Origin of the sequence: Tepidiforma sp. (assembly GCF_026419595.1) — a bacterium.
GTDB lineage: Bacteria > Chloroflexota > Dehalococcoidia > Tepidiformales > Tepidiformaceae > Tepidiforma.
This window is the reverse complement of the sequence record NZ_JANZZD010000035.1, coordinates 1-20,465: the sequence shown is the minus strand read 5'-3', so window position 1 is coordinate 20,465 and position 20,465 is coordinate 1. Positions and strand designations below refer to the sequence as shown.

At 71.1% G+C, this 20,465-nt stretch carries 22 protein-coding genes; 11 read left to right on the top strand and 11 right to left on the bottom strand.

Going from position 1 to position 20,465, the window contains the following annotated elements:
- Window positions 1-172 precede the first annotated feature (172 nt).
- A complete protein-coding gene (locus N2041_RS13205) occupies window positions 173-631 on the bottom strand; it encodes an SAM-dependent methyltransferase (protein WP_297679045.1) in 459 nt (152 codons plus the stop codon).
- A 150-nt stretch (window positions 632-781) separates the two neighbouring features.
- Here N2041_RS13205 and N2041_RS13200 point away from each other — a divergent pair, with 150 nt between their 5' ends.
- On the top strand, window positions 782-2,596 hold the full coding sequence (locus N2041_RS13200; RefSeq protein WP_297679044.1) for an aldehyde ferredoxin oxidoreductase family protein: 1,815 nt from the start codon (window positions 782-784) through the stop codon (window positions 2,594-2,596).
- A gap of 390 nt (window positions 2,597-2,986) precedes the next feature.
- Here N2041_RS13200 and N2041_RS13195 read toward each other — a convergent pair whose 3' ends face one another.
- The 5 genes from N2041_RS13195 to N2041_RS13175 all read right to left on the bottom strand — a co-directional run bounded on the left by N2041_RS13195 (window position 2,987) and on the right by N2041_RS13175 (window position 9,162).
- A complete protein-coding gene (locus tag N2041_RS13195; RefSeq protein WP_297679043.1) occupies window positions 2,987-3,469 on the bottom strand; it encodes a hypothetical protein in 483 nt (160 codons plus the stop codon).
- Window positions 3,470-3,528: 59 nt separating this feature from the next.
- Window positions 3,529-4,677 carry a M23 family metallopeptidase gene (locus tag N2041_RS13190; RefSeq protein WP_297679042.1) on the bottom strand — a complete coding sequence of 383 codons (1,149 nt, stop codon included), beginning with the start codon at window positions 4,675-4,677 and terminating at the stop codon, window positions 3,529-3,531.
- Window positions 4,678-4,885: 208 nt separating this feature from the next.
- Window positions 4,886-6,151 carry a transcription termination factor Rho gene (rho, locus tag N2041_RS13185; protein WP_270058048.1) on the bottom strand — a complete coding sequence of 422 codons (1,266 nt, stop codon included), beginning with the start codon at window positions 6,149-6,151 and terminating at the stop codon, window positions 4,886-4,888.
- 915 nt (window positions 6,152-7,066) lie between these two features.
- Window positions 7,067-8,275, bottom strand: a complete 1,209-nt coding sequence (locus N2041_RS13180; RefSeq protein ID WP_297679041.1) for an LLM class flavin-dependent oxidoreductase — start codon at window positions 8,273-8,275, stop codon at window positions 7,067-7,069.
- An 83-nt stretch (window positions 8,276-8,358) separates the two neighbouring features.
- On the bottom strand, window positions 8,359-9,162 hold the full coding sequence (locus tag N2041_RS13175) for an alpha/beta hydrolase (RefSeq protein WP_297679040.1): 804 nt from the start codon (window positions 9,160-9,162) through the stop codon (window positions 8,359-8,361).
- 86 nt (window positions 9,163-9,248) lie between these two features.
- On the opposite strand from N2041_RS13175, the gene N2041_RS13170 reads away from it, so the two are divergent.
- The 5 genes from N2041_RS13170 (at window position 9,249) to N2041_RS13150 (ending at window position 12,573) form a co-directional block, all read left to right on the top strand.
- The gene (locus tag N2041_RS13170) at window positions 9,249-10,046 is read left to right on the top strand and encodes an alpha/beta hydrolase (protein ID WP_297679039.1); all 798 of its coding nucleotides are present in this window, start codon (window positions 9,249-9,251) and stop codon (window positions 10,044-10,046) included.
- 29 nt (window positions 10,047-10,075) lie between these two features.
- Entirely contained in the window at window positions 10,076-10,492 is a 417-nt protein-coding gene (locus N2041_RS13165) for a PPOX class F420-dependent oxidoreductase (protein ID WP_297679038.1), read from the top strand.
- Window positions 10,493-11,009: 517 nt separating this feature from the next.
- Window positions 11,010-11,369 carry a zinc-ribbon domain containing protein gene (locus N2041_RS13160; RefSeq protein ID WP_270055339.1) on the top strand — a complete coding sequence of 120 codons (360 nt, stop codon included), beginning with the start codon at window positions 11,010-11,012 and terminating at the stop codon, window positions 11,367-11,369.
- Window positions 11,370-11,402: 33 nt separating this feature from the next.
- Complete coding sequence (locus N2041_RS13155) at window positions 11,403-11,681, top strand: hypothetical protein (RefSeq protein WP_297679037.1); 279 nt, start codon at window positions 11,403-11,405, stop codon at window positions 11,679-11,681.
- A 58-nt stretch (window positions 11,682-11,739) separates the two neighbouring features.
- Complete coding sequence (locus N2041_RS13150; protein WP_297679036.1) at window positions 11,740-12,573, top strand: enoyl-CoA hydratase; 834 nt, start codon at window positions 11,740-11,742, stop codon at window positions 12,571-12,573.
- Window positions 12,574-13,395: 822 nt separating this feature from the next.
- On the opposite strand, the gene N2041_RS13145 is transcribed toward N2041_RS13150, so the two are convergent.
- Together N2041_RS13145 and N2041_RS13140 are read right to left on the bottom strand one after the other, a co-directional pair.
- Entirely contained in the window at window positions 13,396-13,944 is a 549-nt protein-coding gene (locus tag N2041_RS13145) for a class II aldolase/adducin family protein (protein ID WP_297679035.1), read from the bottom strand.
- 13 nt (window positions 13,945-13,957) lie between these two features.
- Entirely contained in the window at window positions 13,958-14,737 is a 780-nt protein-coding gene (locus tag N2041_RS13140) for an SDR family oxidoreductase (protein WP_270055344.1), read from the bottom strand.
- A 155-nt stretch (window positions 14,738-14,892) separates the two neighbouring features.
- On the opposite strand from N2041_RS13140, the gene N2041_RS13135 reads away from it, so the two are divergent.
- Entirely contained in the window at window positions 14,893-16,359 is a 1,467-nt protein-coding gene (locus N2041_RS13135) for a carotenoid oxygenase family protein (protein ID WP_297679034.1), read from the top strand.
- Between the two features lie 90 nt (window positions 16,360-16,449).
- On the opposite strand, the gene N2041_RS13130 is transcribed toward N2041_RS13135, so the two are convergent.
- Window positions 16,450-16,800, bottom strand: a complete 351-nt coding sequence (locus N2041_RS13130; protein ID WP_297679033.1) for a hypothetical protein — start codon at window positions 16,798-16,800, stop codon at window positions 16,450-16,452.
- A gap of 122 nt (window positions 16,801-16,922) precedes the next feature.
- On the opposite strand from N2041_RS13130, the gene N2041_RS13125 reads away from it, so the two are divergent.
- Window positions 16,923-17,468 (top strand): YceI family protein, encoded by a 546-nt coding sequence (locus tag N2041_RS13125; protein ID WP_297679032.1) that lies wholly within the window; start codon window positions 16,923-16,925, stop codon window positions 17,466-17,468.
- Window positions 17,469-17,477: 9 nt separating this feature from the next.
- On the opposite strand, the gene N2041_RS13120 is transcribed toward N2041_RS13125, so the two are convergent.
- A complete protein-coding gene (locus tag N2041_RS13120) occupies window positions 17,478-18,263 on the bottom strand; it encodes a crotonase/enoyl-CoA hydratase family protein (protein ID WP_297679031.1) in 786 nt (261 codons plus the stop codon).
- Between the two features lie 83 nt (window positions 18,264-18,346).
- Between N2041_RS13120 and N2041_RS13115 the strand changes: the two genes are divergently transcribed.
- Entirely contained in the window at window positions 18,347-19,039 is a 693-nt protein-coding gene (locus N2041_RS13115) for a hypothetical protein (protein ID WP_297679030.1), read from the top strand.
- A gap of 11 nt (window positions 19,040-19,050) precedes the next feature.
- Here N2041_RS13115 and N2041_RS13110 read toward each other — a convergent pair whose 3' ends face one another.
- Window positions 19,051-19,422, bottom strand: a complete 372-nt coding sequence (locus tag N2041_RS13110) for a hypothetical protein (RefSeq protein ID WP_297679029.1) — start codon at window positions 19,420-19,422, stop codon at window positions 19,051-19,053.
- Between the two features lie 66 nt (window positions 19,423-19,488).
- On the opposite strand from N2041_RS13110, the gene N2041_RS13105 reads away from it, so the two are divergent.
- The gene (locus N2041_RS13105; RefSeq protein WP_297679028.1) at window positions 19,489-20,181 is read left to right on the top strand and encodes a methyltransferase domain-containing protein; all 693 of its coding nucleotides are present in this window, start codon (window positions 19,489-19,491) and stop codon (window positions 20,179-20,181) included.
- Between the two features lie 37 nt (window positions 20,182-20,218).
- A partial coding sequence (locus N2041_RS13100; RefSeq protein ID WP_297679027.1) for a hypothetical protein occupies window positions 20,219-20,465 on the top strand: 247 nt, incomplete at its 3' end.

Below are 20,465 nucleotides of genomic sequence, written 5' to 3'. Positions count from 1 at the left end.
CCCCAGCCCGGCGCCGCCACGCCAACCCCAACCCCCACCCCGTGATCCCGCCCCGGAGGTTGGAGGTTGAAGGTTGGAGGTTGGAGGTCGGCCTTCCTCCCGCCTCCCGCTTCCCGCCTCCCGGTTCCCGCCTCCCGCCTCCCGCCTCCCGGTTCCCGTCTCCCGCCCCCGCCTACCTCCGGTCGTACTCCGGGAGGTACGGCTTCACGTCGAGAACCGGCGTCCCGTCGATCGCATCGAGCCCCCGGACCCGCACCTCCAGCCCCTCCCGGCCCAGCAGCTCCACCACCGATACCCCGAGATGGTTCGGCCGGAGCTGGCTCCGCGTCGCGAAAATCCCCGCCCGCCGCCCGCCCGCCAGCTCCAGCTGCTCCGGCTTCTCCGGCGCATCCGCCGCCACATCGAGGTAGAACACCACGATGAGGTGGCTGAACCGCTCCAGCCCCTCCAGCCGCCGTTCGTGGCCCGGTTCGAACACGACCGCGCTCTCCACGTTCGCCCAGCCGTGCGGCCGCGGCTTCGTCACCGGGCTCCGCACGTAGCCGACCGCCCGCAGCGTCACCTCGGCCGGCGGCGGCGGCCGCTGCCATGCGTCGCCCTCCTTGCGCCCCAGGAGCCGTTTCCAGTCCATGCCCGCCAGTCTGCCGCCCGCGCTCCCGCCGCGCCACCCGGCCGCTCCCGGAACGCCCCGGTAAAGGCCCCTGCCCCGCTCACCGGACCCCTTGCGCCGGAGATCTATACTTCCCCCAGCCTGAATCGCAGCAATAGGAGGCGTTTATCCATGGCACTCGGAGGCTACGCCGGCCGCGTCGGCACCGTCGACCTCACCGCGGGCACCGTCAGCTACGCGCCCATCCCCGAGGACTGGGCCCGGAAGTACATCGGCGGCCGCGGGCTCGGCGTCCGCTACGTCTTCGAAGCCGGCCCCACCGTCGACCCGCTCGGCCCCGACAACGTGCTCTGCTTCATGAACGGCCCCCTCACCGGCACCGAAGCCTCCATGAGCGGCCGCCTCGCCATCGTCACCAAGAGCCCCCTCACCGGCACCGTCACCGATAGCCACCAGGGCGGCTGGAGCGCCGCTCGCCTCCGCTGGGCCGGCTTCGATGGCCTTGTCTTCAAAGGCATCTCGCCCCGCCCCGTCTACGCCTACGTCCACGACGGCACGGTCGAACTCCGCGATGCCTCCGACCTCTGGGGCAAGGGCGTCCACGAGACCATCCAGCTCCTCAAGGACCGCCACGGCGAAGACGACCTCAGCGTCATCGCCATCGGCCAGGCCGGCGAAAACACCGTCCGCTTCGCCAGCTGGATCAACGAGCACGACCGCGCCTCCGGCCGCGGCGGCACCGGCTGCGTCGGCGGCGCCAAGAAGCTCAAGGCCGTCGTCATCAAAGCCGCCCGCAACTACCCCCGCGCGGCCGACCGCGAAGCCTGGCGCACCGCCCACAGCAACGCCCTCAAGAAGATCATGGACGAGGCGAACATCACCTCGCCCCGCAAGGGCGGCCTCTCCGTCTACGGCACCAACGTGCTCATGAACGTCACCAACACCATCGGCGCCCTCGGCGCCCGCAACAGCCAGGAAACCCACTTCGACGGCGCCGAAAAGCTCTCCGGCGAATACGTCAAAGAGCACTATCTCATCGACGACCCCACCTGCCACGCCTGCCCCGTCGCCTGCAAGAAGGAAGTCGAAGTCACCGAAGGCCCCTACAAGGTCAAGATGGAGTCCGTCGAGTACGAACCCGCCTGGTCCCTCGGCGCCAACTGCGGCAACGACGACGTCGCCTCCGTCGCCTACATGATCGACCGCGCCAACGACTGGGGCTACGACGCCATCGAAATCGGCCAGGCGCTCTCCTGCCTCATGGAGGCCACCCAGCGCGAATACATCCCCGCCGGCGAAGGCATCGCCTGGGGCGACCGCGACCGGATGATCGAGGTCATGCGCCAGGTCGCCTTCCGGCAGGGCATCGGCGCGCGCCTCGCCGACGGCATCGAACCGTTCGCCCGCTCCATCGGCCACCCCGAACTCGCCATGACCGTCAAAGGCCAGGCCACGCCCGCCTACGACCCCCGCGGCCTCAAGGGCATGGGCCTCGGCTACGCGACCTCCAACCGCGGCGCCTGCCACCTCCGCGGCTACTCCCCCGCCGCCGAGCTCGGCGTCATCCCGCTCAAGGCCGACCCCCTCGCCTGGCAGGGCAAGGGCGAGCTCCTCAAGCTCCTCCAGGACATCCACGCCTTCAGCGATTCGCTCGACCTCTGCAAGTTCAGCGCCTTCGCCGAAGGCCCGGACGAGTACGCCGAGCAGTACCGCGTCATGACCGGCCTCGACAGCTTCGGCCCCGAAGACGTCCTCCGCACCGGCGAGCGCATCTACAACCTGGAGCGCTACTACAACAACCTCGCCGGCTTCCGCGAAGGCTCCGACACCCTCCCGAAGCGCTTCCTCGAAGAACCCTCCAATTCGAAGGGCTCGATGGGCCAGGTCTGCGAGCTCGACAAGATGCTCGAGGAGTACTACCGCGTCCGCGGCTGGAAGAATGGCGTCGTCACCGACGAAAAGCTGCGCGAACTCCAGGTCGTCTAGCCGCGCCGCGCCGGCACATCAACCGCACACCAGCGACGGGCCGCGGGGGAACCCACCCCGCGGCCCTTCCGCGCCCGGGGAGTTTGGAGGTTGAAGGTTGAAGGTTGAAGGTTGCAGGTTGCAGGTTGGAGGTTGACGGCCGCCCGGCCAGGCGCACGCTCTCTCCCAACTCCCAACTCCCAACTCCGTAGTCGCGGGCCTCCGTCCCCGCGGAGGGCCGGCGAGGCCCACCCCCACGCCCGAATTCGCCCGCTCCCGCCTCCCGTCTCCCGGTTCCCGGAACATCCGTTGGGCGCATCGCGCCCCGCGGGGACGGAGCCCCGCGACTACGGTTGGAGGTTGGCGGCTATCGTTCCGTTTCCCGGTTCCCGTCTCCCGTTTCCCGGATCCCTACTCCCCATACCCGCCGGCGCGGAGGCGCCGCCACACCTCCCCGCTCGCCGAGTACCGCTCCATCAGGTACGGGTACACCGCCGGGATGTTGAACAGGTGCTCCATGCACAGCTGCGAAAGGTAGCGGTCCAGCACCACCGGGTGCTCGTCCGGGTCCACGAGGTCCAGCTGCAGCCCCGATTCGTAGCCGCCCGCCGCCGCCGGCATCCCCGCCGCCTGCTGCACCACCAGCCCCTTTTCCGCCAGCGACTCGACCGCCGCCCGCAGCCGCGCCCGGAACTCGGCGGTGACCCGCACGCCATCTTCCGCCAGGTGCGCCCCCCGCTCCCCCGTCGCCGCGAGGCTCACCACCACCGCCGTCACGTGGTCCACCCGGAAGGTGTCGCTCCCCGCCGCGCGCGAGGGCGGCAGCCCCACGGAGAGCACCCCCAGCAGCGCGCGTTCGATCGGGTCCAGGTCCTCGGGCTGATACGCAGGCATGCCCTGAGCCTACCGCACCGCGCCCGCGCGGTCAGGTCAGCCGCGCAGCAGCTGGCGCCTTAGAAGTTCAGGTAGAGCGCCGGGTCGACGAAGCCGCCGTTGTACCGGATTTCGAAGTGCAGGTGGTGGCCCGTCGTGAAGCCCGTCAGACCCGTCAGGCCGATCGTCTGGCCCGCGCTCACCGCCTGCCCCGGCACCACGTCGATCTGGCTCATGTGCGCGTACAGCACCGTCCAGCCGCCGCCGCAGTCGATCACCACGTAGTAGCCGTAGCTGTAGGTCAGGTACTCCGTCCGGCTCACCACGCCGTCGCACACCGCGAACAGCGGCGACGGGCCGAAGCCGTACAGGTCGAGGTCGATGCCCGTGTGGTACGACGAGCCGCCGCGCGGCGTCCCGAACGGGTCGCTCACGCCCCGCCAGGCCGCGAGCGGGAAGTTCTTGAAGATCCCGCCCGAGCTCGGCGCCGGCGAACCGCCCGCCGACGGCCCCGAAGGCGTCGACGGGGTCGAAGGCCGCTGCGGCGGCGGAGGCGGCGGAGGCGGCGGCTTGATCTTCGCGCCCACCAGCAGCAGCACCTTGCCCGCCTCGAGGTTGTTCGGGTCCGTGATGTTGTTCGGCTTGTACTCGATCACGGTCGACGCCGTGATGTTGTCGTACTGCTTCACGATCGCATCGACCGTCTCGCCGTACGCCACCTTGTGGAGGATGCCGTCCTTCCGCGGGACGATGAGGATGAGGCCCTTCGGCAGCAGGTTCGGGTTCCGTACCGTCGGGTTGTTGTCGAGCAGCGTCTGCATCGAGATCCCGAACTTCGCGGCCACCCCGGAGACCGTATCGCCCGCCTGCGTCTCGTACTCCACGATCGGGCTGCGCGGGTCGATGATGTCCGCCAGCGGCTTGATGCCGGCGCCCACTTCGCCCGAGGTCGCTGCCGCCGCCGTCACGCCCGCCGAGAGCGAGTTCACGGGCGAAATCCCGCCGACCGCCCGCGTCGAGAGCGTCTCCGTCCGCGATGCTACCGCCACCACCGAGCCGAGCGTCTGCGTCGTCGCCGCCGGCCGGAAGACCGCCTGCCCGGGCCGCTGCGCCGCCGTCGAGACGCCGGAGAAGCTGAACTGTGGAACGGGAGCCTGTGCCGATGCCGAGGAGCGGGTCGGGAATCGTGCCGCAGAAACGACAGCGAGCAGCGCCAGCACCACGATCACTGCGTGGACTGTAAGTCGCCCGTGGCGCCTGGCGTGCGCGTGGGAACGCGCGCGGGTTCCTTCGATTCCCATAAGCAGTTGTGCTGGCGCGCCGCGGGAGCGAACCGCCGGCGCGGGCTGAGCACAGCCGAAGCCTGCTCCTCTCCTCCTTTCCTGGCTATCCCGGCGGCCTCTGAATGCCGGGGAGCGGGACCCCTACGGGTTTCCCCTACAGGTCCGATTTCAGGCTGGCGAGAAACTCCTCGTTGTTGTTCGTCCGCGCGAGCCGCTCGAGCAGCCTCTCGGTCGCCTCGAGCTGGTTCGGCGAGTTCTGCGAAATCATAGCCGTCATCCGGCGCACGAGCCAGACGCCCTTTAACGTTTTTTCATCCAGCAGCAGCTCTTCGCGCCGCGTGCTCGAGGCCTGGATGTCGATCGCCGGGTAGTACCGCCGCTCCGCGAGCCGCCGGTCCAGCCGCAGCTCCATGTTGCCCGTGCCCTTGAACTCCTCGAACACCACCTCGTCCATCCGCGACCCGGTGTCCACGAGGCACGTCGCCAGGATCGTCAGCGAACCGCCCTCTTCGCACTTCCGCGCCGCGCCGAACAGCCGCTTCGGCGGGTAGAGCGCGATCGGGTCCACGCCGCCCGAGAGCGTCCGGCCGCTCGGCGGCAGCGCGAGGTTGTACGCCCGCGTCAGCCGCGTAATCGAATCGAGCAGGATGACGACGTCCTTCCCGCCCTCCACGAGCCGCTTCGCCCGCTCGAGCGCCATCTCGGCCACCCGGGTGTGGTCCTCCACCGGCTCGTCGAACGTCGAGCTCACCACCTCGCCGCGCACGCTCCGCTGCATGTCGGTCACTTCTTCCGGCCGCTCGCCGATGAGCAGCACCATCAGGTGCACGTCCGGGTAGTTCGTCGAAATCCCGTTCGCGATGTTCTTCAGCAGCATCGTCTTGCCGGCTTTCGGCGGCGAAACGATGAGCCCGCGCTGCCCCCGCCCGATCGGCGCAATCAGGTCGATGATCCGGTGCGTCAGGTTGTCCGGCGTCGTCTCCAGCTTCAGCTGCTGATACGGGAAGATCGCCGTCAGGTTCTCGAAGTGCGGCCGCCGCTTCGCCGTCTCCGGGTCCATCCCGTTCACGGCCTCCACCTTCAGCAGCCCGTAGTACTTCTCGTTGTCCTTCGGGTGCCGCACCTGCCCGGTGACATAATCGCCCGGCCGCAGCGCGAACCGCCGCAGCTGCGACTGCGACACGTAGATGTCGTTCGGCCCCGGCAGCATCGACGGCCCCCGGAGGAAGCCGTAGTTCCCGTCGTCGCTCACCTCGAGGAAGCCGCCGCTGAAGACGTTCCCCCGCGCCTCCGCCTGCGCCTGCAGCAGCCGGAAGATCAGGTCGTTCTTCCGGAGCGCGTAGACGTCCTCCAGCCCCATCTCCTGCGCGATGGCGATGAGCTCTTCGCGGCTCTTCTGCTCCAGCTCGGCGATGTTCAGCGGCGGCGCGCCGCCCTGCGCCCGCTCCTCCCGCGCGATCTCGCGCTCGATTTCGCGCTCCAGCCGCTCCCGCGCGAAGTCCCGCTCGCGGAACTCCCGGTCGCGCCAGCCGCGATCGTTCCGGTTCTCCCGGTCGCGCCAGCGCCGCTCCCGCCGGGCCGCGGCCTCCCGCTCCTGCCGGCTCTGGGGCTGCGGCTGGGGCGGCTCCCGCCGCGCGATGATCTCCGGCGCCGCCGGCCGCTCAGGCGCAGCCTCCCGGCGGAAGATGCGCGTGCGCTGCGGCTCCGCGGGTGGCTCCGCCGCGGGCGCGTCCGCCCTCGCCGCCCGTTCTTCTTCAACAGGTGCTGCCGGGCTCGCGGCAGGAACGGGCGCCCCGCTCCCCTTTTCCTCCTGTGGGCGCGTCTCGCCGGCCCCCTGCTCCTCCGCCGTCGCCGCGCTCGCCCGGCTTCGCACCCGCCGCCGCGGGGAGGGCGCCTCCGCCGGCTCGCCCGCGCTCTCCGCCCGGGTCGAACCCGCGCCGTCGCCGGCCGCTGCGGCCACGTCGATGGCCTGCTCCAGCACCTCCGGCGGCGGGTCGGCCTTGCGCGTGCGCGCCGCCCGGCGCCGCGTCGCCGGCGCTTCCGGCGCATGCCCGTTCTCGCTGGCATGGGTGTCGGTCGTGGGGATCAGGTCGTTGGCTTCGGTCTCTTGCAAGGGTCTTCCCGTGTGCGTGTCTGATGGCGCCCGAGGAACGAGGTGGTGGGCTGACGCTGCGGTGGCTGTCGCTGGACTTCCGCTGTGGGCTCGTGCTGAAGCCTGGACGTGTGGGGAGCTGGAATACGCCACCCGGCGTGGCGCCGTCCCTTCCAGCACCCTCACGATACGACGACTCCGCGCGACCTTGCAACACACGCGCCCCGCGGGCGCCCCCGATGCCTACTCCCGCGCCCGGCGCATCTGCTCCATCGCCCGCCGCATCTCCTCCGGCAGCTCCTTGCCGGCCTCGGCGAACGCCTGCACCTGCGCCTTCGCCGTCCCCTTGAAGACTTCGCCCATGTTCGTCTCGATCCAGTTCCGGTTCTCCTCCAGCACCTCCAGCTGGCCCTGGAACCGCGGCGCGACGTACCGCGCGAACAGCTCGTAGCTGTGGAACGTCTTCTCCGTCGTCGTCCACTCGTGCGCGAGGATGAGCAGCCCGCCGATGCCGCCCGAGCGCTCCTGGATCCGCTCGATGGCCGCGATCGCATCGTCCGGCGTCCCCACGATCACGCCGTCCCGCGCCATCGCGCCTTCGATATCCGGCGCCCCGCCCGCGAACGGCGGCGCCGCCGAGGGGCTGTCGTTGTTCAGCCGGTCGCCGACGTACGCCTGCCGCCGGTAGCCCTCCCGCACGTCCTCGATCGCTTGCTGCTTCGAATCCGAAAGGTGGACCGGGATGACCACCTTCCAGTCGTCCCGCGAAATCTTCTGGCCCGATTCGGCCGCCGCCTCCTCCGCCCAGCCCCACGTCCGCTCGAACGCCTCGTGGCTCACGCCGGCCACCGAAAGCAGCCCCGTGCCGTACTTCCCGGCCGCCGTCGGCCCCGCCGGCGTAAAGCTCGCCGCCACCGCCACGTGCAGGTGCGGGTCGCTGAAGTTCGCCATCTGCAGCCGCGCATCCCGCAGCGTGAACCAGTCCGTCTGCATCGTCACCGGCTCCCGCGTCCGCAGCAGCTGCATGATCGCGCCCAGCGCCTCGTCCATCCGCCGCCGCTGCACGAGCGGGTCGATCCCCATCATGTAGGCGTCGCTCGTCAGCACGCCGGGCCCGCAGCCCAGCATCGCCCGCCCTTCCGTCATGTGGTCCAGCTGGAGCATCCGGTCCGCCACGAGGAACGGGTGGTGGTACGGCAGCGAGGTGACCCCCGTCCCCAGCCTGATCCGCCGCGTCCGCTGCGCTGCCGCCGCGATGAAGATCATCGGGTCCGCGATGAGCTCCCGCGCGTACGAATGGTGCTCGCCGATCCACGCCTCGTCGAAGCCGAGGAAGTCGAGGTGCTCGATCAGCTGGAGGTCGCGCTTCAGCGCCAGCGTCGGGTTCTCACCGACCCGGTGGAAGGGCGCGAGGAAGATGCCGAACTTCATCCGGCGCGGGCGGTACACCATGGCAGGGGCTCACTTTCTCTCGTGCGAACGATTCGTGCCCCGCATTCTACCGGCCGCGCGCCGGCCCCGCTCCGCGTCACCCGTCAGGCCGTGACCGCCGCCCCGAGGAATTCGAGGAACGCCTGGCAGTGCTCCACCGGGTACTCCGTCACGCCCGCATGGCCGCCGTCCAGCGACTTCAGCTGCGCCCCGGGAATCGCCTTCGCCAGCGCCTCCCCGTGCCGCGGCGGGATGAGGATGTCGCCCGGGTTCGTCACCACCAGCGTCGCCGCCTTGATGCCGCCGACTCGCCCGCTCGCATCGTGCGCCAGGATCGCCTGCGCCTGCCGGATGAAGGCGTGGTCCTGCTGCGCGTACGGGTTCTGCACGCTCGCCAGGATTGCCCGCTCGTACCGGTCCTCGTCGTCGAACAGCCCCGCCGTGTACAGGAACGGCGCCAGCGCCCGCACGAACCCCTCGCGCGAGATGTTCGTCCGCCGAATGGTGATGAACGACTGCAGCACGGCCCGCACGTAGCCGTCCGGCTTCGCCGTGGTCGCCAGCAGGATGAGCTTCTCCAGCCGCCCCGGGTGCCGCAGCGCGAACTCCTGCGCGATCATCCCGCCCATCGAATAGCCGAGGACGTGCGCCTTCTCCACCTTCAGCTCGTCCAGCAGCGTCGCGAGGTCGTCCGCCATCCCCGCGATGCTGTACGGCTTGTCCGGCGCGCCCGTCCGCCCTGCGCCCCGGTTGTCGTAGACGATGACCCGGAAGTGCTTCGCCAGCAGCGGCAGCTGCGGCGCCCACGCCTGCAGGTCGCTCCCCAGTCCCCGGATGAGCACCAGCGGCTCGCCGGAGCCCGCCTCCTCGTAGTACGTGATGATGTCGCGCGTGGGAACGTACGGCATACGCGGCTCAACCTCGGGCGCAGGGAACTTCGGCAGCATCATAGGACCTGCCGCCCCAATGCGCCTTCCGGCGTAGAATCCGCGCCATGCCCTGGCTCGAACGTCCCGGCGCCCGCATCTCCTACGAACTCCACGGCCCCGCCGATGCCCCGCTCGTCGTCTTCGCCCACGGCCTCGGCGGCAACCACCTCTCCTGGTGGCAGCAGGTTCCCGCCTTCCTCGCAGCCGGCTACCGATGCCTCACCTTCGCCCACCGCGGCTTCGCCCCATCGACCCAGGAGGCGCCCGAACCCGGCGCCCGCGCCTTCGCGGCCGACCTCGCCGCCCTCCTCGATGCCGCCGCGCCCGGCCAGCCCGTCCGCCTCGTCGCCCAGTCGATGGGCGGCTGGACCAGCCTCGCCTTCACGCTCGCCAATCCCCGCCGCGTCCGCGCCCTCGTCATGTGCGACACCCACGGCGGCTTCTGGTCCGACGCCACCGCCGCCGCCTGGGCCGCGAAACCGCCCGGCATCGAAGCCAGCCTCTTCGCCCGCGGCATCCACCCGGCCGCAGGCGAGCGGATGGCGCGCGAACAGCCCGCCCTCCACTTCCTCTACCGCGGCATCGACGCCCTCGCCGCCGGCCTCGACAAGGACGCCCTCCGCCGCCAGCTCGGCGAGCTCTGGACCATCACCCCCGCCGACGTCGCCGCCCTCGAGGTGCCCGTCCTCTGCCTCGCCGGCGACGAAGACATCGTCATCCCGCCCCCGGCGGTCGAAGCGCTCGCCCGGGCGCTCCCCCGCGGCGAGTTCGCCCTCGTCCCCGCCGCCGGGCATTCCGTCTATTTCGAACGGGCCGACGCCTTCAACCGCCTCGTCCTCGACTTCCTCGCGCGCGCCGGTTGACCGCCGCCGCCCCCGAAAGGAGCCCTGCCGTGATCGGAACGCCTGAACAGGATGCCCTCCTCCGCCAGTGGCGCTGGGCCGTCGTCACCACCCTGCGTGCCGACGGTTCGCCCGCCTCCTCCGTCGTCTTCTACGCCGCCGATGGCGACACCCTCATCTTCAGCACCACCGCCGACCGCCTGAAAGCGCGCACCCTCGCGCGCGACCCCCGCATCGCGCTCACCGCGCTCGATGAAGGCGCGCCCCACCGCTTCGTCACCGTCGAAGGCCGCGCCGAGATCGAACGGGAGGACCTCGTGCCCGGCCACGTCCTCATCAACCGCGCGATGCGCCGCGACCCCGCCTGGGAGGCGCCGCCCGGCTTCGACGAGCGCCTCCGCGCCGACGGCCGCGTCATCATCCGCGTCCACCCCCAGCGCGTCTCCGGCGTCACCGGCCGCGGCTGAGCGCGCGGGATGCCGCGGGCTAGCCGCCCGCGGCGGTGGATGGCTCGCCGCCTGCCGGCGGCATCGCCGTGCGATGCCGGCGCTTCGCGCCCGCGCTGGAAGGTTGGAGGTTGGAGGTTGACGCGGCCGGAGTGCGACTCACTCCCAACTCCCAACTCCGTAGTCGCGGGCCTCCGTGCCCGCGGAGGGCCGGCGAGGCCCACCCTGCCGTTCGTTTTCACCGCGGCGCGGTCCGCCGCTTCCCGCTTCCCGCCTCCGGGTTCCCGGACCATCCGTTGGGCGCATGGCGCTCCGCGGGGACGGAGCCCCGCGACTACGGTTGGAGGTTGGAGGCCATCCTCTCTCCCCGTTCCCGCTTCCCGCCTCCCGCCTCCCGGTTCCCGCCTCCCGCCTCCCGCGGCGATGCCGAAGGCGAGCCATCCACCGCCGCGGCGCCAGCCGCGGCATCCATCTCCCGTTCGCCAACCTGCTACCATGGAATCCGAGACCCGCATGGCGCGGAATCCAGGAGTCCATCTTGGCGTTTGCCGATAAGCAGATCAGCTGCCGCGATTGCGGCAACATCTTCGTCTTCACCGCCGGCGAGCAGGAGTTCTACGCCAACAAAGGGCTCATGAACGAGCCCACCCGCTGCCCCTCCTGCCGCTCGGCCCGCCGCTCCAGCCAGAGCTCCCTCGAGCAGGCCGACGGCTACGTCCGCTACGGGAACTTCGCCAGCTTCGGCGGCAAGACCCCGCGGCAGATGCACCCCGCCTCCTGCGCCGAGTGCGGCCAGATGACGGAGGTCCCCTTCGTCCCCCGCGGCGAGCGCCCCGTCTACTGCTCGAACTGCTACAGCAAACTGAAGCCCCCGCGCGAAGAAGTCGCCCGCCAGTAGCGGCCGAAGCGCCCCGGGGCGAGGCCCGGCCCCATGCTCGCTGACCCCCGCCTCCGCCAGCTCTCGCGCATCTACCAGCGGCCCCTCGAGACCGAGGATGCCGCCCGGCAGGCCGTCGCTGCCGACCCCGGCATCCTCGCCTCCGCCCTCTTCATCGAAGCCGCCGAGAGCGACGACGTCACCAGCATCGAAGCCGCCCTCGCCTACGCCGACGCCCGCCTCGCCGAACTCGCCCCCTTCACCGGCGAGGCCGCCGGCGAGGTCCGCCGCCTCCTCGCCGAGAAGCTCCAGGCCTGGGCCTCGGTCGCCTGACCGAATTCCTGTACGGCCGGTACAATCCGGGCCATCTCTCCTCGCCCGGAGGCAGCCCGTGCCCGACTTCGAAACCGTCCTCTACGAACTCCCGGCGCCCGGCGTCGCCCGCATCACTCAGAACCGCCCCGAAGCGCGCAACGCCCAGAACTACCAGCTCACCTACGACCTCAACGCCGCCTTCGATACCGCCGCCGCCGACGAGTCCGTGAAGGTCATCATCCTCGCCGGCGCCGGCCCCCATTTCTCCGCCGGCCACGACCTCCGCGGCGGCGGCCCGCCCCTCGCCAGCTACCCCACCGTCGGCACCTGGCGCGAATTCGGCAAAAAGGGCGCCGAGGGCTACATGGCGGTCGAAGAAGAAATCTACCTCGGCATGTGCCGCCGCTGGCGGAACATCCCCAAGCCCACCATCGCCCAGGTCCAGGGCAAGTGCATCGCCGGCGGCCTCATGCTCGCCTGGGTCTGCGACCTCATCGTCGCCAGCGACGACGCCATGTTCTCCGACCCCGTCGTCCAGATGGGCGTCTGCGGCGTCGAATACTTCGCCCACCCCTGGGAGCTCGGCGCCCGCAAAGCGAAGGAGATGCTCTTCACCGCCGACTGGGTGACCGCGCAGGATGCCCACCGCCTCGGCATGGTGAACCACGTCGTCCCCCGCGAGGAACTCGAAACCTTCACCCTCGAACTCGCGAAGAAGATTGCCGAAAAGCCATCGTTCGCGCTCAAGCTCGCCAAGGAAGCCGTCAACCAGACCCTCGAAGCGCAGGGCCAGTGGCAGGCGATGCTCGCCGTCTTCAACCTCCACCAGCTCGCCCACAGCCACAACCAGGAGCTCTACGGCATGCGCATCGACCCCAACGGCATCCCGGGGGCCGTCCGGCGCCAGTAGGCGGGGCGGCGGCCCCGCCGCTTCGCCGCGGGATGCGGGCGCTCCGCGCCCGCGGTTGAAGGTTGGAGGTTGGAGGTTGAAGGTTGATGCCTCGCCCGCCTCCCGGTTCCCGCCTCCCGGTTCCCCGTTCCCGGCTGCGTCCCAACTCCCAACTCCGTAGCCGCGGGGCTCCGTCCCCGCGGAGGGCCGGCGAGGCCCACCCCGCCGTTCGATTTCACCTGCGTTCGATTGCGCCGCCTCCCGGTTCCCCGTTCCCGGTTCCCGGACCATCCGTTGGGCGCATGGCGCCCCGCGGGGACGGAGCCCCGCAACTACCGGTGGAGGTTGGAGGTTGAAGGTTAGAGGTTGGAGGTTGACCGGCGCTCGCGCAGACGCACCCTCTCCCCCAACTCCCAACTCCCAACTCCCAACTCCCAACTCCCAACTCCGTAGGCGCGGGGCTCCGTCCCCGCGGAGGGCCGGCGAGGCCCACCCCGCCGTTCGATTTCGCCCGCGTTCGATTGCGCCGCCTCCCGGTTCCCCGTTCCCGGTTCGCGGACCATCCGTTGGGCGCATGGCGCCCCGCGGGGACGGAGCCCCGCGCCTACCGCTGGAGGTTGAAGGTTGAAGGTTGGAGGTTGTCCTCCCGCCTCCCGTCTCCCGCTTCCCGCCTCCCGCCTCACCCGCTCCCCTTCCCCCTTCCCGCCTCCCGCTTCCCGCCTCCCGCTTCCCGCCTCCCGCTTCCTGCCTCCCGCCCCCACCGCCGGCGCGGAGCGCCGGCATCCCGCGGCGCCGCCGGCGAAGCCGGCCAGCCATCCACCGCGGCGCCAGCCGCGCCACCCCCTACCGCCGCCCCGCCAGCCACGCCACCTGCGCGCTCTCCTCCAGCGCCGTCAGCCAGTGCAGCGCCTCCCAGAGCGTCGCCCCGCGCGCATACGCGCCGTGCCCGCGCAGCAGCACCACCACCGCCTCCTGCAGCGCCGCCGCCAGCTGCGCGATCTGGCCCGGCCCCTGCGGAATCACCGGCACCGCCTTCAGGAAGTGCTGCCCTTCGAAATCGATCGGCACGAAGCGGTCCGTCTCGAAGCTCAGCGCCACCGCGTAGCGCGGGTGGGCGTGGGCCGCCGCCCCCGCCCCCGTCATCGCGTAGATGGTCGAGTGGAGCACCGTATCGCTCGAAGGCGGCGGCCCCGTGTGCGTGCCGTCCGCCCGCACGAACGCGATGTGCCGCTCGCGCAGCCGGCCGAGCATCGTGCCCGTCCCCGTGATCCACATCCCGGCCCCGTCGCGGATGCTCAGGTTGCCGCCGTGACTCGAGACCAGCCCGAGGCGGTAGAGGTCCTCCCCCACCTCCTGCATCGTCGCGAGCACCTTCTCCGGTACGCCCGCCATCGCCCCGCCCCCGTCAGAACAGGTTCGGCAGCGCCGCCGTGCCCCCGCCGTCCACCTCGATCCGCTGACCCGTCAGGTAGAAGGCGTCGTCGCTGACGAGGAAGCGCACGACCTTCGCCACGTCCTCCGGCTGGCACACCCGGCCGAATGGCGAGCGCTGGTCGATCTCGCGCAGGTTCTGCACCCCCTGCGTCGCCCGCGCCAGCCGGCTGCCCATCTCCGTCTCCGTCAGCCCCGGCGCGACGATGTTCACCCGGATGTTGTACCGCCGCTCCTCCTTGTAGAGCGTCATCGCGAGCGCCTCCATCGCCGCCTTGCCCATGTTGTAGGGCGCGCCGTTCGGGCCCAGCATCCGCGCCGCCACGCTCGAAATCATGATGATGTCGCCCCGCGGCCGCGTCCGCATGCTCGGCAGCACCAGCTTCGAGAGGTAGTGCGGCCCGAACGCGTGCGTCCGCACCACCCGCTCCATCTCCGCCGGGTCCGTATCCGCCACGCTCAGCCCCCGGCTCGCGATGCCCGCGTTGTTCACGAGGATGTCGATGTACCCGAAATCGGCGATGACCTGCTCCACCATCGCCCGGTCCTGCTCGAAATCGTCCACCGAGGCCATGTACATCTTCGCCCGGCCGCCCATCCGCTCGATCTCCGCCACCGTCTCCCGCGCCGCCTCCTCATCCCGCCGGTAGTTCACCGCCACCGCCGCGCCATCGGCAGCCAGCGCCAGCGAAATCGCCCGGCCGATGCCCCGGCCGCCGCCCGTCACGAGCGCAACCCGTCCTTCCAGTCCCATGTCGGAAACTCCTGTCCGTCGTCGAATGTGCCGCCGATTCTACGGACACCCTGCGCTCAGCGCTTTTCCCGGCCCCTTGACACCGTGCCGTATACTCCGGCCAGCCTGTTCAAACTTTTGAATAGGATTCCGCCCGGCAGCGAGGTGCTCACCCCATGGTCATGGCCGAAGAACGCGTCACCAGCCCCTTCCTCGAAGGCAACTTCGCCCCCGTCCGCGAAGAAGTCACCGCCGAGAACCTCCCCGTCATCGGCGAACTCCCCGAAGGCCTCGAGGGCATGTTCGTCCGCAACGGCCCCAACCCCCAGTTCGACGTCATCAAGAACTACCACTGGTTCGGCGGCGACGGCATGCTCCACGGCGTCCGCATCAAGGACGGCCGCGTCTCCTACCGCAACCGCTACGTCCAGACCGAAGCCTACCGGCGCGAAAAAGCCGCCGGCCGCGCGCTCTGGGGCAGCGGCCTCGGCCAGCCCGAATTCGATAACCCCAACGGCCCCTCCCGCGGCAACACCGGCAACACCGCCCTCGTCTGGCACGACGGCCGCCTCTTCGCCCTCTGGGAAGCCGGCGACCCCCACCACATCAAGCTCCCCGGCCTCGAAACTCTCGGCACCTACACCTACAACGGCCGCCTCCTCCACGCCTTCACCGCCCATCCCAAGGTCGATGAGAAGACCGGCGAAATGCTCTTCTTCGGCTACAACATGATGGGCTTCGATATGGCGAAGCAGGGCGCCAGGGTGCCCTACCTCCAGTACTCCGTCGTCAGCCCCGAAGGCGAAATCGTCCTCACCACCCCCATCGACCTCCCGCGCGGCGTCATGATGCACGACTTCGCCGTCTCGGAGCACTACTCCATCTTCATGGACCTCCCGCTCGTCTTCGACATGCAGCGGGCGATGTCCGGCGAATCGCCCCTCTACTTCAACAAAGACCTGCCCGCCCGCTTCGGCATCCTTCCCCGCCACGCGGGCGGCGACCAGATCCGCTGGTTCGAAACCCCGCCCTGCTACGTCTTCCACACCCTCAACGCCTTCGAAGAGGGCGACGACATCGTCCTCGATGCCTGCCGCATGGAGGACGTCGACCTCGGCTCGCTCGATTCCTCCGTCGCGCCCACCCCGGAGGACCGCCGCCTCATCCGCGAGGACGCCAACCAGGTTCTCTACCGCTGGCGCTTCAACCTGAAGACCGGCGCCGTCAAGGAAGAGCCCCTCGACGACCAGGTCAGCGACTTCCCCCGCGTCAACGACGCGCTCGTCGCCTACCAGGCGCGCTACGGCTACACCGCCCGCTTCGAAGCCGGCAACGGCATGCCCGAATCCGACGCCATCATCAAGTACGACCTCCACACCGGCCGCCACTGGGTCCACTACCACGGCAAGGGCCGCTACGGCGGCGAAGGCGTCTTCGTCCCCCGGCCTGGCGCGACCGCCGAGGACGACGGCTACGTCGTCACCTACGTCTACGACCGGAACACCGGCGGCTCCGAGTTCGTCATCATCAACGCGCAGGATGTCGAAGCCCCGCCCGTGGCGCGCGTGCCGCTGCCCCAGCGCGTGCCCTACGGCTTCCACGGCGCCTGGATCAGCGAAGAGCGCATCCAGAACCAGAAGTAGCTGTCCGGCTGCCCGGCAGCCCCCTCCCCCGGCCCGGCCCGCCCCGCGGCGGTTCGCTCCCCGCGCAGCGGCCGGGCCGCGTGCTGCCGCCTACCAGTCGTCCCAGGCCCGGCCCCGGCGCGGCCCCCGCGCCTCCTGCAGCAGCTCGTCCGGGTGCTCGAGCTCGAAGAGGCTGACCCGCCGGCCCACCAGCTCCTCGATCCGCCGGTAGAGCAGCTCCTCGGGCACCGACTGCCGCGCCGTCAGCCACTGCTCCAGCTCCTCCAGCCGCACCCCCTCCGGCAGCGCATGCCCCGGCGGCGCCTCCGCGAGGAACCGCAGGCAGTACCCGCAGCCCGCCGCGCTCGTGATCGGCACGAGGTGGATGTCGCACTCCTCCGCCAGGTAACCGTACGGCCAGCGGCCGCGGCGAAGGTCTCCCGGGGGCGGATAGCTCGTCATCGCTCCCATTGTGGCATCCGGGCCTCCCCGTGCGCATGCCTTACGAATGGTTGCCGGCTGGCATTTCGTGCGCTAGGCTGATAGTTGCGATCGCAAGCACATCGACGAACGAGGAGCCGCCAGTGTCCTCCGCACCCGCAACTGCTACCTGGACCATCGACCCCGCCCACTCCTCCATCGAGTTCGCCGTCAAGCACATGGTCATCGCCACCGTGCGCGGCACCTTCACCCGCTTCGACGCCGACCTCGAGATCGACGAGGCCGACCTCGCCCGCTCCCGCGCCACCGTGCGCATCGAGGCCGCCAGCGTCGAAACCCGCCAGCCCGACCGCGACAACCACCTCCGCTCGGCCGACTTCTTCGACGCCGAGAACCACCCCCACATCACCTTCACCACGACCGCCATCGAACCCGCCGGCCGCGGCGCCTTCCGCATCACCGGCGACCTCGCCATCCGCGGCACGGTCCGCCCCGTGACCTTCGACGCCGAGGTCCACGGCCCCGCGAAGAACCCGTTCGGCAAGACGGTCGTCGCCGTCAGCGCCTCCGGCAAGATCAACCGGAAGGACTTCGGCCTCACGTGGAATGCGCCCCTCGAGGCCGGCGGCTGGCTCGTCGGCGACGAGGTCCGCATCAGCGCCGACTTCGAACTCGTGAAGCAGGACTGAGGCCGCGCCTCAGCCGCCCTGCCCGCCGAACTCCGCGAACGAGCCGTGCCGCCCGGCGCCCCCCGCGAACCGGGCGGCACCGGCCTGCGTCTCCCCGGAGGCGATGACGGCCATCCCCAGCCGCGTCTCGTTCCGCATCGCCTCCTCGAACGGCAGGTCCCACTGCTCCCGCGCCGATTGCCGGTCGCTCCGCAGGCACCGCTGGGGGAAGGCGGCCAGCTGCAGCGCCAGCTCCTTCGCCGCGGCCAGCGCCTGCCCCGGCTCCACCAGCCGGTTCGCCAGCCCCATCATCCGCGCCTCCTCCCCGCTCACGCCCCGCCCCGTCAGGATGAGGTCCATCGCGTGGCTCTCCCCGATGAGCCGCGGCAGCCGCACCGTGCCCCCGTCGATGAGCGGCACGCCCCAGCGCCGGCAGTACACCCCGAAGACGGCGTCGCGCGCCGCCACCCGCAGGTCGCACCAGAGCGCCAGCTCCAGCCCGCCCGCGACGGCGTGCCCCTCCACCGCCGCGATCACCGGCTTCGAAAGCCGCATCCGCGTCGGCCCCATCGGCCCGTCGCCCTCCTCCCGCACCACGTTCCCCTGCCCCGTCGCGACCGCCTTCAGGTCCGCCCCCGCGCAGAACGTCCCGCCCGCGCCGGTCAGCACCGCGACGGCCAGCGCCTCATCGGCCTCGAACCGGCGAAACGCCGCGGCCAGCGCTGCCGCCGTCGCCCGGTCGACCGCGTTCCGCACCTCCGGCCGGTCGATGGTCACGATGGCGATGGGCCCCTCGGTCTCGTAGCGCACGGTCATCGTTCGAACACCTCCAGCCGGCGATCCTACCGCCGGCGCGCGCCCTTGCGGAGGCCCCGCGGCCGCTCTACGCTCCCGCCGCGATGACCGCGCCCGCCGACCTCTCCATCGCCGTCACGCCGACCGCCGGCCTCGCCCCGGCCGACCGCGACGCCATCCTCGCGCTCTTCCGCCAGAACTACCGCGACGCCAACGCCGCCTACCTCGAAAAATCGCTCCACGTGCTCGCCTTCGCCGCCATCGCCCGCGACCCGGAGGGGCGCCCGGCCGGCTTCGCCCTCGGCGAGCCCCGCGTCATCGACCTCCCCCGGCTGCCCGCCCAGCCGGTCCGGCTCGCCGGCCTCTGCTGCGTCGACCCCGCCTTCCGCCGGCAGGGCCTCTTCCGCCGCCTCGAGCACGCCGTCCTCTCCGCCCGCGAGCTCCCGGCCGCGCCGCGCTGGCTCTCCGCCGGCCGCATGGCCCACCCCGCCAGCTTCCGCACGATGTCCGCCAACCCGACCGTCGTGCCCCGCCGCGGCATGCGCCCCACCCCGTGGCAGCAGGCCGTCGGCGCCGCCATCGCCGCCGCCTACGGCACCCGCGAATTCGACCCCGAAACGTTCGTCTGCCGCGGCACCGGCGCGCCCATCGGCTGGCCCATCATCGAGATCGAGGCCGCCCCGGAGGAATGGGAACTCTTCCGGCCCGTCGACCGCACCCGCGGCGATTCCCTCCTCGGCATCAGCTGGACGCCCGATGCCCCGCCCGGCTGGGACGACCCCGCCATCCTCCCCTGAGCCGGTGCCGGTTACGAATCCAGCTGCGGCGGAAAATCGAAATCCCCCCGCTCCCGCAGCTGCTCGAGGATCTTCCGCGCCATTTCGTCCATCTGCTCCGGCGTGATCCCCATCCGCTCCAGCGTTTGCCGCATCAGCCGCTGCACCTCTTCCATGTCCTGCCGGATGAGCGCGTCCGCCAGCTCCAGCTGCGTCTCGATCGCGATGAACCGCTCCCGCCGCTCCGACTCGTTCGGCGTCGAAAGGATCGTCGACATCAGCCGGGTGAACAGCGTCGTCGTCCGCGCGATCCGGATCCGGTCGTCCGGGTGCGGCGGGAACTCGCCCGTCACCGCCACCTCCAGCCCGGTCCGCGTATCCCGCGCTGCGTACTGCTCGGCCATGCCTCCAGCCTACACCATCCCCCGCCTTCCCTCCCCTCCAGCCGGGGCCTCCGATATCCTCGAACCGTGCCCGCCCCCCATCCCGCCCTCCAGCGCCTCGCCGACGACTACGCCGCCTGGTGGATCGACCTCCTCGGCGAGCACAACCATGTCGGCGGCCTCGAAACCACCCGCTGGCTCCTCCAGCGCGCCGGCCTCGCCCCCGGCAAGACGATGCTCGATGCCGGCGCCTTCGTCGGCGCCGCCGCCCGCCTCGCCGCCGCCGAGACCGGCTGCCGCGCCATCGCCGCCGACCTGAATCCCGACTTCCTTGCTGCGGGGCGCCAGCTCCCCGGCGGCCGCGCCGTCCACTGGGTCGCCGCCGACAGCCGCCGCCTCCCCTTCCGCGACGCTTCCATCGACAGCATCTGGGCGCTCGACACCGAGGTCGCCTACCACGAGTTCAACCGCATCGCCGCCCCCGGCGCCACCCTCTGCCTCTGCTGCGAAGCCCCCTCCGACGCCCGCGGCGGCCTCGATGCCTTCATCGCCGACTGGGAGCAGGCCGGCTGGCAGCTCGCCGCCCACCGCCCGCTCAGCGCCGAGGCCGCCCACACCTGGCGCACCGCCGAAGCCGAACTCGTCCGCCGCCGCCCCTACTTCGAAGAGCGCTACGGCACTCGCACCTACCTCCGCCAGCTCGACCTCGTCGCCTACCTCGTCCAGGCCTACGAACGCGGCGAACAGGGCCACGCCCTCTTCGTCTTTCGCCGCGCCTGACGTTGTCCGTTCCCGTTCCCGCGGTAGAGTCGCCGGGGTGAAGCTTCTCCGCATCGGCATCTCCGACGACGTCTTCGGCCCCCTCCGCGACGAAGAACGCTCCTGGCACATCGTGCAGGAGCGGCTCGCCGCAGCGTTCGGCGAACCGGTCGAAACCGTCCTGAAATCCGCCTGGCCGAACGACGCCTACCCGGACGTCATCGAGCGCTGGGTCGAACGCGAGCAGCCGGACGCCGTCTTCCTCGCGGCAGCCTCGTTCTGGGTGTCCTTCCCGTCCGTCCCGC

Bases quoted from the DNA above. Each gene is read 5' to 3' on its own strand.
- N2041_RS13205 (WP_297679045.1), bottom strand. From the start codon at position 631: ATGGACTGGAAACGGCTCCTGGGGCGCAAGGAGGGCGACGCATGGCAG.
- N2041_RS13200 (WP_297679044.1), top strand. From the start codon at position 782: ATGGCACTCGGAGGCTACGCCGGCCGCGTCGGCACCGTCGACCTCACC.
- N2041_RS13195 (WP_297679043.1), bottom strand. From the start codon at position 3,469: ATGCCTGCGTATCAGCCCGAGGACCTGGACCCGATCGAACGCGCGCTG.
- N2041_RS13180 (WP_297679041.1), bottom strand. From the start codon at position 8,275: ATGGTGTACCGCCCGCGCCGGATGAAGTTCGGCATCTTCCTCGCGCCC.
- N2041_RS13175 (WP_297679040.1), bottom strand. From the start codon at position 9,162: ATGCCGTACGTTCCCACGCGCGACATCATCACGTACTACGAGGAGGCG.
- N2041_RS13170 (WP_297679039.1), top strand. From the start codon at position 9,249: ATGCCCTGGCTCGAACGTCCCGGCGCCCGCATCTCCTACGAACTCCAC.
- N2041_RS13155 (WP_297679037.1), top strand. From the start codon at position 11,403: ATGCTCGCTGACCCCCGCCTCCGCCAGCTCTCGCGCATCTACCAGCGG.
- N2041_RS13145 (WP_297679035.1), bottom strand. From the start codon at position 13,944: ATGGCGGGCGTACCGGAGAAGGTGCTCGCGACGATGCAGGAGGTGGGG.
- N2041_RS13140 (WP_270055344.1), bottom strand. From the start codon at position 14,737: ATGGGACTGGAAGGACGGGTTGCGCTCGTGACGGGCGGCGGCCGGGGC.
- N2041_RS13135 (WP_297679034.1), top strand. From the start codon at position 14,893: ATGGTCATGGCCGAAGAACGCGTCACCAGCCCCTTCCTCGAAGGCAAC.
- N2041_RS13130 (WP_297679033.1), bottom strand. From the start codon at position 16,800: ATGACGAGCTATCCGCCCCCGGGAGACCTTCGCCGCGGCCGCTGGCCG.
- N2041_RS13120 (WP_297679031.1), bottom strand. From the start codon at position 18,263: ATGACCGTGCGCTACGAGACCGAGGGGCCCATCGCCATCGTGACCATC.
- N2041_RS13115 (WP_297679030.1), top strand. From the start codon at position 18,347: ATGACCGCGCCCGCCGACCTCTCCATCGCCGTCACGCCGACCGCCGGC.
- N2041_RS13110 (WP_297679029.1), bottom strand. From the start codon at position 19,422: ATGGCCGAGCAGTACGCAGCGCGGGATACGCGGACCGGGCTGGAGGTG.